13 protein-coding genes and 1 rRNA gene are annotated in these 13,406 nt (G+C 42.9%); 4 read left to right on the forward strand and 10 right to left on the reverse strand.

Annotation, left to right across the window (positions count from 1 at the left end; translation table 11 throughout):
• Both HMPREF9624_RS10885 and HMPREF9624_RS10895 read right to left on the reverse strand, forming a co-directional pair.
• Positions 1-309: ribosomal RNA gene (locus HMPREF9624_RS10885) — 16S ribosomal RNA — on the reverse strand; the annotation flags it as partial.
• A gap of 408 nt (positions 310-717) precedes the next feature.
• Positions 718-1,269: an Ada metal-binding domain-containing protein gene (locus HMPREF9624_RS10895; protein ID WP_009537790.1), complete on the reverse strand. Its 552-nt coding sequence runs from the start codon at positions 1,267-1,269 to the stop codon at positions 718-720.
• A gap of 352 nt (positions 1,270-1,621) precedes the next feature.
• Between HMPREF9624_RS10895 and HMPREF9624_RS10900 the strand changes: the two genes are divergently transcribed.
• From HMPREF9624_RS10900 to HMPREF9624_RS10915, 4 genes are all read left to right on the forward strand, one after another.
• The gene (locus HMPREF9624_RS10900) at positions 1,622-3,289 is read left to right on the forward strand and encodes a LicD family protein (RefSeq protein ID WP_009537791.1); all 1,668 of its coding nucleotides are present in this window, start codon (positions 1,622-1,624) and stop codon (positions 3,287-3,289) included.
• Entirely contained in the window at positions 3,277-4,344 is a 1,068-nt protein-coding gene (locus tag HMPREF9624_RS10905) for a pyridoxal phosphate-dependent aminotransferase (protein WP_009537792.1), read from the forward strand. The genes HMPREF9624_RS10900 and HMPREF9624_RS10905 overlap by 13 nt, the downstream gene beginning before the upstream one ends.
• 31 nt (positions 4,345-4,375) lie before the next feature.
• Complete coding sequence (locus tag HMPREF9624_RS10910) at positions 4,376-5,695, forward strand: Gfo/Idh/MocA family oxidoreductase (protein ID WP_009537793.1); 1,320 nt, start codon at positions 4,376-4,378, stop codon at positions 5,693-5,695.
• A 140-nt stretch (positions 5,696-5,835) separates the two neighbouring features.
• The gene (locus HMPREF9624_RS10915) at positions 5,836-6,402 is read left to right on the forward strand and encodes a DJ-1 family glyoxalase III (RefSeq protein ID WP_009537794.1); all 567 of its coding nucleotides are present in this window, start codon (positions 5,836-5,838) and stop codon (positions 6,400-6,402) included.
• On the opposite strand, the gene HMPREF9624_RS10920 is transcribed toward HMPREF9624_RS10915, so the two are convergent.
• From HMPREF9624_RS10920 to HMPREF9624_RS10950, 8 genes are all read right to left on the reverse strand, one after another.
• On the reverse strand, positions 6,368-7,558 hold the full coding sequence (locus HMPREF9624_RS10920) for an AI-2E family transporter (RefSeq protein WP_009537795.1): 1,191 nt from the start codon (positions 7,556-7,558) through the stop codon (positions 6,368-6,370). The genes HMPREF9624_RS10915 and HMPREF9624_RS10920 overlap by 35 nt on opposite strands.
• A gap of 509 nt (positions 7,559-8,067) precedes the next feature.
• The gene (locus tag HMPREF9624_RS10925) at positions 8,068-8,850 is read right to left on the reverse strand and encodes an amino acid ABC transporter ATP-binding protein (protein ID WP_009537796.1); all 783 of its coding nucleotides are present in this window, start codon (positions 8,848-8,850) and stop codon (positions 8,068-8,070) included.
• Between the two features lie 95 nt (positions 8,851-8,945).
• The gene (locus tag HMPREF9624_RS10930; protein ID WP_009537797.1) at positions 8,946-9,596 is read right to left on the reverse strand and encodes an amino acid ABC transporter permease; all 651 of its coding nucleotides are present in this window, start codon (positions 9,594-9,596) and stop codon (positions 8,946-8,948) included.
• 154 nt (positions 9,597-9,750) lie between these two features.
• Positions 9,751-10,581: an amino acid ABC transporter substrate-binding protein gene (locus HMPREF9624_RS10935; protein ID WP_009537798.1), complete on the reverse strand. Its 831-nt coding sequence runs from the start codon at positions 10,579-10,581 to the stop codon at positions 9,751-9,753.
• Between the two features lie 222 nt (positions 10,582-10,803).
• Positions 10,804-11,274, reverse strand: coding sequence for a hypothetical protein (locus tag HMPREF9624_RS10940; RefSeq protein ID WP_009537799.1), 471 nt, complete (start codon positions 11,272-11,274; stop codon positions 10,804-10,806).
• A 10-nt stretch (positions 11,275-11,284) separates the two neighbouring features.
• The gene (locus tag HMPREF9624_RS10945; protein ID WP_009537800.1) at positions 11,285-12,115 is read right to left on the reverse strand and encodes a hypothetical protein; all 831 of its coding nucleotides are present in this window, start codon (positions 12,113-12,115) and stop codon (positions 11,285-11,287) included.
• On the reverse strand, positions 12,054-12,464 hold the full coding sequence (locus tag HMPREF9624_RS12120; protein ID WP_009537801.1) for a uroporphyrinogen decarboxylase/cobalamine-independent methonine synthase family protein: 411 nt from the start codon (positions 12,462-12,464) through the stop codon (positions 12,054-12,056). Before HMPREF9624_RS12120 ends, HMPREF9624_RS10945 begins: the two co-directional genes overlap by 62 nt.
• Positions 12,461-13,282: a phosphate/phosphite/phosphonate ABC transporter substrate-binding protein gene (locus HMPREF9624_RS10950; protein ID WP_009537802.1), complete on the reverse strand. Its 822-nt coding sequence runs from the start codon at positions 13,280-13,282 to the stop codon at positions 12,461-12,463. Before HMPREF9624_RS10950 ends, HMPREF9624_RS12120 begins: the two co-directional genes overlap by 4 nt.
• Between the last annotated feature and the right edge of the window lie 124 nt (positions 13,283-13,406).

Consider the following 13,406-nt stretch of genomic DNA (forward strand, 5'->3'; position numbering starts at 1 on the left):
CAGATCGGCTACTGATCGTTGCTTTGGTAGGCTTTTACCCTGCCAACTGGCTAATCAGACGCGGGTCCATCTTATGGCGATAAATCTTTTCACACTCTACCATGCGGTACTGTGTGCTTATGCGGTATTAGCAGTGATTTCTCTCTGTTATCCCCCTCCATAAGGCAGGTTACCCACGTGTTACTCACCCGTCCGCCACTAGATAACGCATCTTCCGGCCGAAGCTTTCCAATACGCATCTCGTTCGACTTGCATGTGTTAGGCACGCCGCCAGCGTTCATCCTGAGCCAGGATCGAACTCTCATAATAAATGTGAACTGTCATCACTGACAGTTAAAGTTCAGTCCAAGTCAAAACGCGCTTAGCTTGTTTTTCCTTAATTACTGTTAAAGTTTATTTTCGCTGCACATTTCTGTGCTTCTGAATTTTCTCTGCCGGAACTCCGGCTTTTTGTTCTTCTTAAGAAGAACTTTTTTCAAGAATCTTCAGGGTCTGTGTATTATTCGATCTTTGATTTTCAAGGTACTTGTTGCCTCTCATTTGGAGCGACAGCTTGTGTATCTTAGCACCCGTATTCTTCCTTGTCAACAAGAAAAAGGGATTATTTTTGAAAAAAATCTTGCTTATTTTGATAGCTACAAGATATTGATTCTGCCTTATCTATATTTAGAGTTTTAATCCGGAATGAAGCAAAATACGGTTTTTCCTTCAGCTCATTCAGGGGTTGCAAATTGCACAGGGCTGATAGCCTTTTCGTACAGCATCTTCCCTGCTGACAATAGCCACCTTATTGGATTCCTTCATTTGTTTTACGCTCCTGCAAGAGGGCTTATGAAACTTGTGTGTATTTTTATTTCCAATATAACTGTACTCTGTAGGATTCGTTACTTTGGGTTCTCCGTTCGTATTGCTTTCGGTATTTTTTTGCGCTTGCGTATTATTCCGGGCTGTTGTCTTGTTTTCAAGCCCCACCGACTTTGTCTGCACAACATCATTTACAATCCAAGCCCCGGAAGAGTTAACAAGAGATCCGTCCGGTGTTTTTCCGCCAACTACCAGATAGCCGCTGTCCGTAAAATAATAGCATTCTGCGATGCCGTCGTTATTTCCGTCTATCCAGTACCATCCGCCTTGATACCATGTACTGTTCTCTTCATTGGTTCCGTACCACCAACCTTGTTCCGCATTGCCTTGCCAACCGGAAGCCTGACTGCAAATAGGAAATAAAAGCACAAAACAGGATAATAAGACAGAAAGTATTTTTTTCATTTTTCTTCCTCCATTTCAACTGATTCACGTTCAAGATTAACTATTTTGATTTTATCGCAATAGTCCTGTGCATTGCAACAAATATTAATTTTTAATTTTTGCTTTGAACTACTATTTTATTAAAAATACTACTATTTTATTAAAAATACTTTTCACTCGCAAAATATGTCTTCTACGGTTTATACTGAATAAATTATGAAGGAATTCTTTTTACCGAAATATATATTTATATATAATAGGAAATATGCAATGCATTACATCTAATATATATGCAATACATTACATGTAATTATATATGCAATGCATTTCGTGCGAGGTATATAACTTAGGGAAGAAAAAAGGAGTATTTGACATGGAATTTCCAAAAGAGTTTTTTTGGGATGAAGTCAGAGAGGGTTTCTATATTCCCGCCATGATGAAGAGGGCATGGGCGGCGGAGCTGGAAATTTTAGTGGAAATAGATAAGATTTGTGAAAAGCACAAGCTTCGCTATTTTATTGACTACGGAAATCTCTTGGGGGCTATCCGCCATAAGGGATTTATCCCCTGGGATGATGACATCGACATCATGATGATGCGAAAAGATTATGAAATTTTTGCAGAAGTGGCAGAAGCAGAACTTCCGGAAGAACTGAGCTTCCGTTCTATACAAAAAGAGAACAACAATTGTGAATTAATCAGTTCCGTACAGCACAATAGGATGCTGATTTCCTCCGATGCGCTTGGAAAATACCATAATTATCTTTATGGCGCAGGGGTGGATATTTTCCCTTATGATTATTTGTCCGACGATGAAGAAAAAGAAAGAAAGAGAATGGAACTTCTGAAATCCTTATGTATCTTGGCATCCTTCCCTTCTCTCGAAGGAGAAAACAGAGCTGTCTTGGAGCGGGAAGCAAGAAAGGTGGAAAAAACATGCCATGTAAAGCTTTTGCAATCTCCCCATTATAGAGAAACACTTCTTTCGCTCTTAGAGGAGTGTTTCCAAAGATTTAACCGGGATAAGGGGAAAAGAATCGCCTCCTTACTGGATTTTATTCTCTTTCAAAGCCAGGGGAAGGGAATTTTTGAAGAACAGTGGTTTCAGGACGAGTGCTATTTGGATTTTGAATTTCTCTCCCTTCCCGCGCCTAAAGAATATAAAAAAATCATTTCGGAAAAATATGACAACTATCAAACCGTAAAAAAAGGCGGCGGAGATCATGATTATCCCGTCTATCGCAAGATGGAAGCAGAGTACAGGAAGGGGATTGGCGGAAAGCTTTTTTACCAGTATGCTATAAAGGAAGAGGATTTAAAAAAGAGAGAACATCCATCGTCCGCTCCGGAACGGCAGGACAGGTCGGGCTTCCGAAAACCGCGTATTTTTTTCCTACCGAGCCTGCATTCCCGTTGGGACGCTATGAGGGGAATATTTATAGAAGCAAGTAAAGATAAGACGGTGGACTGCTTTGTCTTACCTGTCCCTTACTTCTATAAAGATGGACTCGGCAATTGCTCTCCCGCACAATGGGATTATTCTCTTTTTGAAAATGAGCTGGGTGCGGACAGTCCCTTCCTGCTGGATTTTAGAGGTTTAAATCTAAAGGACATTTCCCCGGATGTCATTTTCATGGATGAACCTTACGATGAATATAACTTAAGTTTTATGGTGGACCCGGCATTTTTCAGTAAAAATCTGAAGCAGTACACAAGGCAACTTATTTACCTGCCCTGGTTTGTCAGTTCTGAAATTGATTTGGAAGATCCAGCTGACGGAAAAGCCATCGTGAATGCGGAAAATTACGTGGTGATGCCTGCCCTGGTTCATTGTGATTATGCAATCCTGCAGTCTCATGCCATTATGAAGCTTTATCAAAGCCTCTTAGAAAAAGAATGCGGAAAAGAATACGCAGGGTACTGGGAAGAAAAGCTTCTTCCTTTGGGAAGTGCTTTGTTTGACAAGACGGAGAAGGAAGAACATTATGGTTCTCACGCAATATGGGAACATTTAAAAAGGAGAAAAATATGTACCACTTAGATCCGAATATTCAAAACTTACATCGTATTTTTGATCAAAATGAAAGAAAGGACTACCTCAGACTGGATTTAAACGAAAATCCGGGCGGTCTTCCGGAAGAATTTATCCGGAAAGTTCTGGATGATATTACGCCGCAGTTTGTTGCCCAATATCCGGAAACCCTGCATTTTACGGAAGTCCTGGCCAAGTATCTGAAAACGGATATTCACCATCTTTGTCTGGTAAACGGTTCCTCGGAAGGAATCCGTTATATTATCCAAGCCTTCACTTCGAAAGGCGGAAGGATTGTCGGCGTTGTGCCTTCTTATTTCATGTTCCAGGTTTATGCGGAAATGTATGGCAGAAATTTTGTTCCTGTCCCTTATACCGAGGACCTGGAAATGCCCGTTTCTCACATTTTGGAGCATCTTACCGCGGAAACCGAACTTTTAATTCTTCTAAACCCGAATAACCCCATGGGAAATGTTTACACGGAAGAGGAGTTTCAAGCGATTCTCAAAGCCTGCAAGGAGAAAGAGATTACGGTATTGATTGATGAGGCCTATCACTACTTCTATCCGAACACTTTTATACACTATGCCTTAACAGAGCGGAGAGTCTTTGTCACTCGAACTTTCTCCAAGTTGTTTTCTCTCGCGGGTTGCAGACTCGGTTATGTAGCCGGACACCCCGAGGATATTCAGTATGTGCAAAAATTCTGTACCCCTCATAACACCAATGCCTTTGCCATGAAATTTGCGGAAGAAATTCTGGAAAATCCCAAGATTCTTTCCGATTTGATTTCTCATTTTGAGGAAGGGCGAGCTTATCTTTTGCAAGCTTTGGAGGAGCAACATTATCCTTATAAAGGAGAAGCCGGAAACTTCCTATTTATCAAACCGAGGAGAGACGCAGAAGAAATAGTCAAGAAAATGAAAGAAAACTACGGCATCCTGATCAAAAGCTATCCCGCTATCGGAAAACTCGGGACTTGCCTTCGTGTAACAATCGGCGAAAAGAAATATATGGAGCGCTTTATGAAGGCTCTGTTGGAATTGGATAGCAAGACACTTTAAACCGCTGTCTTGAAAAGGAGAAGAAACTTTCATGATCAAAGTGATTACCTATGGCACCTATGATTTACTGCACGAAGGTCATATACGTTTACTGGAAAGGGCAAAGGCTTTGGGAGATTACCTCATTGTAGGGGTGACCTCCGATGACTTTGATCGCAGCAGAGGAAAAATCAACGTAAAGCAATCCCTTACTGAACGAATTGAGGGAATTAAAAAAACGGGCTTAGCGGATGAAATCATCGTAGAAGAATACGAGGGGCAAAAGATTGACGATATTCAGAAATACGGCGTGTCTATTTTTACCGTCGGTTCCGATTGGGAAGGCTATTTTGACTACCTGAAAGAATATTGTACCGTGATTTATTTGCCGCGAACCACCGGCATCTCCAGCAGTGAGCTTCGTGCAGAAGACAGAAAGCTGAATTTAGGACTCCTGGGAGGTTTCGAGGAAAATGTTCTGAATAAATATTTTCAGGAAAGCAGTTTTGTAAACGGCATTACCGTCACCACTCTTTTTAATTCCAGTAAGAGTACGGATGTCAACCTGCAGGATTATGAGGATTTCTTAGAGGATTGTGACTGTGTCTATATTCTCTCCCATCCCACAAAGCATTATCGGGAGATTAAGCATGCCCTGGAAAGAGGAAAACATGTGCTCTGTGAATCTCCGATCGCCTTAACGCTCGAAGAAACCAAAGAACTTTTTGCTCTGGCAGAGAAGAAAAACCTGATTCTGATGGAAGCCATCAAAACCGCTTATTCCAATGCCTATAATCGCCTGATTCTTCTGGTAAAAACAGGGAAAATCGGCAAAGTGGTATCCGTTGACGCGACCTGTACCAGCTTGCAGAATTTCAATAATAAGAATTTGGAAACCTCCTGGAACAGTATCTGTGCCTGGGGTCCGACAGCCATGCTTCCCATTTTTCAGTTGTTACAGGGCCCTTATGAAACGCAGATGTACTCTTTATTTGAAAATGAGACGCTGAAATACGACAGCTTCACAAAAATTGACTTTTTCTTTCAAAATGCAACCGCCTCTATCAAGGTGGGGCGCGGTGTAAAGTCCGAAGGGGAACTCATCATCTCCGGTACGGAAGGCTATATCTACGTGCCCGCTCCGTGGTGGAAGACCGATTATTTTGAGCTTCGTTTTGAAGACCCCAATGAAAACCGGAGATACTTCTATCCCTTGGAAGGAGAGGGAATTCGCCTTCAATTACTGGCCTTCTCTAAGGCGATTATGGAAGGTATAAAATCTCCCTATATCCGTACGGAAGTATCCGAAAAAATAAGTTCCGTAATAGAGAGTTTCTACAGCGGACAAAATTTAAGAAAGCTTTCCTTTTAAAGAAAGAGCTATCTCCTTTTTGCAACGCTCCTTTGCTTTTAATATCTTGCTTTTAATGAAACACCTCTACAGAAATCTTCTAAAGCCTCCCGAAAAGTTGTATAGTACAAGCTATACGAACTGAAAAAAGGAGGCTTTTTATGGCAAAGGTTTTGGCATTTTTTGCGGAAGGTACGGAAGAAATTGAGTGTCTCACCGTCGTAGATATTTTACGAAGAGGATCTGTCGATGTGGAGCTTATCTCTATCACGGAAAATAAAACGCTTGTCGGTTCTCATAAAATCACGGTTGTCTGCGATAAAACGATAGAGGAAGCGGATTTTGAAACAGCCGATCTCCTCTTTCTTCCCGGAGGAATGCCGGGTGTTACGCATTTGGAGCAAAATCAAAAATTGCTTTCCGCAATAAAAGTGCATAAAGAAAAAGGAAAGCTTCTTGCCGCAATCTGCGCGGCTCCGAGTATCTTCGGTCATTTGGGCTTCTTGAACGGTCTTCCCTTCACCTGCTTTCCCGGATTCCAGGAGGGCATAGACGGCGTAGACGGTGCAAAATGGACCGGTGCTGCCGTAGAAAATACGGAGCAGTTCATTACCGGACGCGGAATGGGTGTTGCCGTCGATTTTTCTCTTGCACTGCTTGCCCATCTTAAGGGAAAGGAAGTTGCAGCGAAAATCAAGGCCGGCATTCAGCATCCGGAGACTTTATAGCCGCTTTCTTTTCCATATATTTGTCGAGTTCCAGCTTAATAAGACTGGCCACAGGGGCAGCCAGGAAGATTCCCAGGAATCCTCCGAGGCTGCCTCCTATGATTAAGGAAATCATCACGACAAGCGGATGAACATCAATGTTATGGGAAAGAAGCCTCGGATTGATGAAATTTCCATCCAGTGTCTGAATGATAAAGAGGGCAATCACCGCAGGCGGAAGCTTCGCAAATTCTCCATAGAGGACACAGACCAAAATTGTCAGACCGTAGGCAATAAACGGACCCATATACGGAATCAGATTGCCAAATCCCGTGAGCACCCCGATGACTAAGGCGTAACGAACTCCTAAAAGACTTAAGGTAATGCTGACCAGTACAGCCATGATAAATCCGTCAATAATTTGTCCGCGGAGATAGCCGGCAAAAACCCGGTCGGCATCCTTGAAAAAGAGACTCAACTTCTCCACTTTTTCCTTTCCGAAAAGCAAAGAAAATACTCTTCCCCAATAACTTAAAATCTTCCTTCCGTCCGCAAGAAAATAGAGCGAGAAAATAATTCCAAACAGCAAAGTGCTCAAGACTCCTCCCAAATTTCCCAAAGAGGAAAGTGCGCCATTTCCCATATTTTGGAAAAAAGATACGACCTTCTGCAGAAAAAGTTGTATGGCTTCCTTGGCATCTTCTTCCCCTATCGGAAGGTTATCCAGTCTGCTGTACAGATCGGAATAAAACTTTTCCACCGTTGTCGCAAAGTCAATAATGCCCTGAAATAAGTCATCAAAGCGTACAAGTTGAATGCTTTTGCTTACAGTAGAAAGAAGAAGGGACGCCAGAATGACAATACCGATAAGCAGCAAGGAGAAACTCAAAAAAATAGAGAGATTGCGGGCAATTGTCCGCCTTTTCGCTAAAAACTTATTTTTCTCCAGTATCTTCTCGAAAAAATGACAGAGAGGACTCAATAAATACGCAAGGGCAAATCCGAAAAACAAAGGCGACATGACCTGCGGCAACCAAGAAAACATATTTTGCAGATTTTCTCCCACGCCCGAAAAATGGTCTAAAATCTGAATACCGATATGATACAAAAATGCTGCAAGTAAAATATAAAAAACAAGTAATGCATACTTTTTATTCCATAGATTTTTCCAGTTCATTTCATTTTCCCCTGCTACGATTTCACCGTCTTCGACCCCAAAAAGACAAACTTCCAATTATCTGTTACCATTCTAGCATCAAAAATGAATTTGAAGAAGATAAAACAGATTGGAAATCAAGCTTGCAAGATGGTATATCGGAGCCGATTCCCCTGCAAATAGGTATATGTCTGAAAAACAATGTTGAATTCTTAATTTTTAACTTTCTGAATAGGGTCTATTTTTCTTTTTTATAAGAAAAATGTGGATAAGTCGGTAAAATTTTTCCGGAATCAGAAAAAAATCTTTGACTTATCCACAAGAATTACACTTTTACACATTGCCAAGCTCTTTTTTATCTTCTGTTTTCCTCGATTTTTCGAGAAAGATAAATAAAAAGTTACGCTTTTCTTACTTTGTATTTTTTTGGAACTTATTCTTTGTTTTTTACGCTATTTTTTAATACTTTCTCCCACCGGAAGAGCCATTCCTTGGCATAAAGAGTTATTATTGTCCCACATTGCGCTTAATCAGCTCATTTGAATTTTCCCCAAAAAGCTCTGCAGACGCTCATTTTCCGCCGTGAATACCGCTTCCGAGCTGCCTCGGCAAAGGACTTCTCCCTCTGCCATGAATAGCACTTCATCCGAAATCTCCCTGGCAAAGTTCATTTCATGGGTCACAATCACCATAGCCATGCGTTCGTCCTTTAAAGACCGAATCAGGCGGAGAACCTCTCCGGTAAGCTCCGGGTCAAGTGCCGAGGTCGGCTCATCGAAAAAGAGAATCTTCGGTTCCAGGGCGAGTGCTCTGGCAATCGCTACCCTCTGCTTCTGTCCTCCTGAAAGTGAACAGGGATATTGTCCTTCCTTATCGGAAAGTCCCATCCTCTCCAGTAAAGCTCTCCCCTTCTCTACTGCAAAGGACTTCTCCTTCTTTTGCACATGAATGAGGGGATCGATGATATTTTCCAAAACCGTCCAATGCGGAAAAAGATTAAAGTTTTGGAACACCAAACCGAAAAGCGCTTTAGCCTGCTGCCTGTTTGCTGTATCCCAGCCTATAGAATCTCCCCCTTTCCGAAGCGACTCAGGCTGTGCTTCTCTTTGGAAAACCGTCTTTCCGTCATAGATAATTGTTCCGGAATCCGCATTTTCCAAAAAAGTCGCAATGCGAAGCAGGGTGGATTTTCCGGAACCGGACGGTCCGATAATACTGAGCACCTCTCCCTCCTTGCAACTGAGGTCGATGCCTTTTAAGATTTCCTCCCCGGAAAAGCGCTTTTTTATTCCCTTCATTTCCAAAATGGCCATAGTTCTCCTATCCTCTTTCCTGGGCAGTGTTTCCCAAAACACTTGCCAAATCCCGGCTCGCAATGACTTTTTTACTTTCGCAGTTTTTCCTATGACTAACTGTAATAGTCCAGTTTCTTTTCGAAGCGTTCCATAAGGAAGGCCACGATAAAGTTAAAGATATAGTACAAGATTCCCGCCATAATGAGAGGCAGCATGGAGCTTTGCGAAGAAGAAATCGCCTTCGCCGTCGTAAACATTTCCATCACCGAAATGGAAAAGGCCAGTGAAGTATCCTTTACGAGCGTAATCACCTCATTCGTAATGGAGGGTAAGATATTTTTCCATACCTGCGGAAAAATAATGCGGAGGAAAGCCTGCGTCTTGCTATAGCCGAGGATTTCGGCTGCCTCCAGCTGTCCCTTGTCCATTGCCTGGATTCCGGAGCGATAAATCTCCGCAAAATAACCTGCATAGTTTAGAACAAAACCGATATAGACCGCCATCATCCGGTAGCCCGGGTGGAGCTGGATTTTGAAAATGTAATAGGGGCCGTAGTACACCACAAAAAGCTGAAGCATAAGCGGTGTTCCGCGCATGATGGAAATATAAACCTTGGTGGCATTTTGTAAAATCAGATTCCGGCTCATTCTGCCGAAAGAAAGGAGAAGCCCGAGCGGAAGGGAAAAGAGAAGCGTAATCAGGAAGATGCTCAGGCTCACGCCGAGTCCTCCTAAAAGTTTAGATAAAATCACATACCACTCCATCTGCATTCCTCCCTCTTACCCTGTATCTCCCTATTTCGACCGCTCCCGTTTCCCGTAAAATGCCTCCTCTTCCGAGGAGGCCGTTTTTTTAAATTAGTATCTTACAATATATCGTTCAAATCCGTCTACCGGGCAAATTGGGATCCTCGTCTTTTTACTCCAAAACAAAACTGTCCTTTGCGCCGAACCATTTCTCCGTGATTTTATCTACGGTTCCGTCCGCCTTCATTTCCAAAAGCGTCTTCTTTACTTTTTCCGCAAGCTCCGTATTGCCTTTCTTAAAGCCGATTCCGTACTCCTCTTTGGAAAGGGTGTCCTTTAACAAGACAAAAGGCTTATTCGCCGTTTTAATCTGATACTCCGCCACCACGGAGTCCATGCAAATGGCATCGCAGGCGCCGGTTTCCAAATCCATCATGGCGCTTTGGTAGTCTCCCACCTCCACTAAAGAGGAAAAGCTGTCCTTCAAGCTCTTATTTTCCTCACGGCTTAACGCCTCTAAACCCGAAGAATCCTTCTGCACCTCAACCGTTTTTCCGGCCAAGTCGGAAAGGGTGCTGATATTCCTGTCCGCTTTTACCACAAAAACCTGCTTGTTTGCCATGTAAGGGCCGACAAAAGTATAGTTCTCTTCTCTTCCGTTCATACTGAAGCCGTTCCAGATGCAGTCTATATTTCCGGAGTTCAGCTCCAGATCCTTTCCGTCCCAGTTAATCGGTTTCGCCACAAACTTTAGGTTCAGGCGCTTCGCCACCTCCTCCGCAAGCTCCAAATCATAGCCGGTGTAGCTACCGTCCTCCGCCACAAATCCCATGGGCGGAAACTCCTGGTCAAATCCTACCGTAAAACTGCTCGCCTGTTTCGCCTTTTTGCCACCACAGGCGGTCAAAACCAAGGCAGATAAAGCCAAGATTCCCAATGCCAATGCGCTCGTCCATTTTCCTTTTCCACTTCCGCTTCCTTTTCCACTCACTTTTCCCCACATAGCCATTCTACTCCTCCCTTAAACGTTGTTTTGCCGCTTTGTTTCCTTTCAACATAAATTTGATTTTTTGTTTTTTCCTGTTTAGCGTGATAACACATTAGCATGCTAAAGTATTATTGTCAAGAAAAGACTTTCAGGTTTTCGCTTGCAATTCGTTCACAAAGAAAATCCTGAAAGTTCTCTTTTCTACTCTTCTACTCGTATTTTTATCCTCAAATTTTATTACAGTGAAACATGATAACGAAGCTCTATCTCCATTGCCGGAAGAATTGTTTGATACAAAATGTTCTTCTTTAAGGCCTCCCGACACCGTTCTATCGCCTCTTCCTCTTCCAAAAAGCTATAGAAATACAGGTCGATGGTGATTTTAGAGATTCTGGGTGTTTCCTCGTACCCCTTTACCCCTAAGTAAGATAGAGGGTGGTCTAAAACCACCCTCGCCTTTGCTTCCACATCCTCCAGAGGATTCCCTTCCTTCTTCATAAAACTGCAGATGCCATGAAGAATTCCGGAAAGCAAGCCTGCGCAGAAAAGATTCACGGAGGTATCGGTATCTTTTTTGCTGTCAAATTCCATTTCTTTAGAAGAATCTATACAATGGTTTTGCATATAGACCTGAACACGACCATCCTGCCTTACAATCCCTCTATAGCGTAAGTCTTGATGGTGCATTTCATATTCATGGCTTTCCACAAGCTTCCTCCTAATACTTTTTCCGTAAAAATTCCTGGGCTCTGTGCAACTCCTTTAATTTGGCCTCAATACAGGGAAATTCATTTACAGGGCGATTGGCAAAGGTAGCAAAGCCGCAGTCCGGATTTAGCCACAGTCTTTCCTTTGGCAAATATTGCAATGCCTCCTCCGCCCGTTGTACTATGCTTTCCCCGGATTCTACTACATCAATTCTTGGATTGATCACCCCTAAGCCCAAAATACAATTTTCACGAATTGCAGCATTTTCCAAAAGGGAAGATAAGTCTCCAGCCCTCTTCGTGGAGTATTCCAAGGCCAAAACCGAAGGAAGTACCTTGGCAAATAAAGGAACCAAAGGTGTGTAGGAACCTGTTAAAAGAATTCCCTCATTCTTACTCCAGTTCCCTCTGCAAACATGAAGAACGCTGCAAAGTTCCTTTTCCTTCATAAAATCTACCACTTCTTTCAACAAAGAAGCGGCAAATTCCAATTCCTCTGTAGGATCTTTCTTCTCTGACAAGGCGGCACACATAAAGGATCTGGTTTTCCCCTTGCTAAAGACCACCTCTGTAAGCACCGGCTCGTCCAGCTGAATCACCGATACCCCCATTTGCCTAAGCTCTTCAATTTCTTCTTTTAAAAGAGCCACTACATCTTTCCCCAGCTCTTCTTTGCTGTCATAGACCTTGGAAGAAAGGGCCGGAAGCCACATGGAACGGGTCATTAGGTAAGGGCCGGGAAGAGTCGCCTTGATCTCCTTATCCGAAAACTGCCGGATTCTAAGGATTTCTTCTTTTAAAAGACTTTCTTTCCTTTTGTATTTTCCCGGTACAAATGGCATTTTTAATGCTGACTGCGGGTACATCCAGGGTATCCAGAATTTCTTCAAAACCCTGCTTATCCTCCATGTAAGGCAGCATGTCCGCCATGCTCATCATGGTAGCACCTTCCAGCTTTTCCGCCACAAAGGAAACGTAATTGTCCCGGCTTAACTCTCCCCCGGTAAGAATGTCTACTCCGTTTCTTTCCTGCAAACGAATCACTTCTTCCGTTTCTCTGAGAAGTATGGCCTCATAATCCTCTTGGGAAAGCTGTCCGTTTTGCAGGCGACGTTTTCCCGAAAGCAATTCCTTAGTTCTTGGCATACTCCCAATTAGGGAGCTGGTAAAGGGGAGGAAATGCTTACTCATGCATTCTCCTTCTCAAAAAAATGCAGGTACTCATTAGCCTTCTTAATCTGCTCAAAATTCTTGGTTCTTCCCAGTACCCAAGCCTTCAAACCTTCCATGTCCATCATCTCCTTATGAGCGGGATTCTTGTAATCCATTTTATGCAGAACCTCTGTAAAATGGGCAAAGGCTTCCTTAGAAAAATCCGCTCTTCCGGTGAAAATGCAATGGTCAAAGAAATCTGTCTCGGATAAAATCTGCACCTGTGCTTCATCCAAGGTTCCGTCTAAAATCCAAGCCTTGTAGTTTAAATCCAGCATCCAGCTTCCGTCTACTTCACCGGAAAGCATAGCCTTTGCCGCATCCAGCTCTCCTCCCACATGGTCTCCATGGAGGCCAAGACCGATATCAAAGCGCTTTTCCGTATAGTCCTTTTCAAACTCCAATCCATTCTTATGCAGATGATAAATGGGAATCAAACGTGCCTGAGGAGAGTCATAGGCGCCAAATCCGATAGTCTTTCCCTTGATATCCGAAATAGTCTGATAGCCCTTGTCCTTTCTTACCACCAGGTAGCTTTTACGATCCTGATCCGTATCACGCATGGAGCCGTTTAAGCATTCTCCCTTCGTCCGTATAAAACTATCCAGCCAAGCCAGAGGGGAATTCCAAGCAATGTCGATTTCTCCATTCATCAGTCCGTCCACCTGACTCTTGTAATCCTTATAAAAAACCGGCTCTATCGGGCAATTTTCCTTCTCGAAAAACTCCTGAATGATTCCCCAAATAACGGTTACCTTTGGCGCGTAAATAACTGCCCCTAACTTTATCTTTTCCATTTTATCCTCTTTTCTTTATATCATCCCGCAAATAATCAAAGTACAGTAGAGTATTGAGACTAAGCCAAAGCAAAAAGTCTTTTCCTCCTGTTTCTTCTTGAAATAACGAGATACCGCACGCTTT

Source organism: Oribacterium asaccharolyticum ACB7 (genome assembly GCF_000238075.1).
Lineage (GTDB): Bacteria > Bacillota > Clostridia > Lachnospirales > Lachnospiraceae > Oribacterium > Oribacterium asaccharolyticum.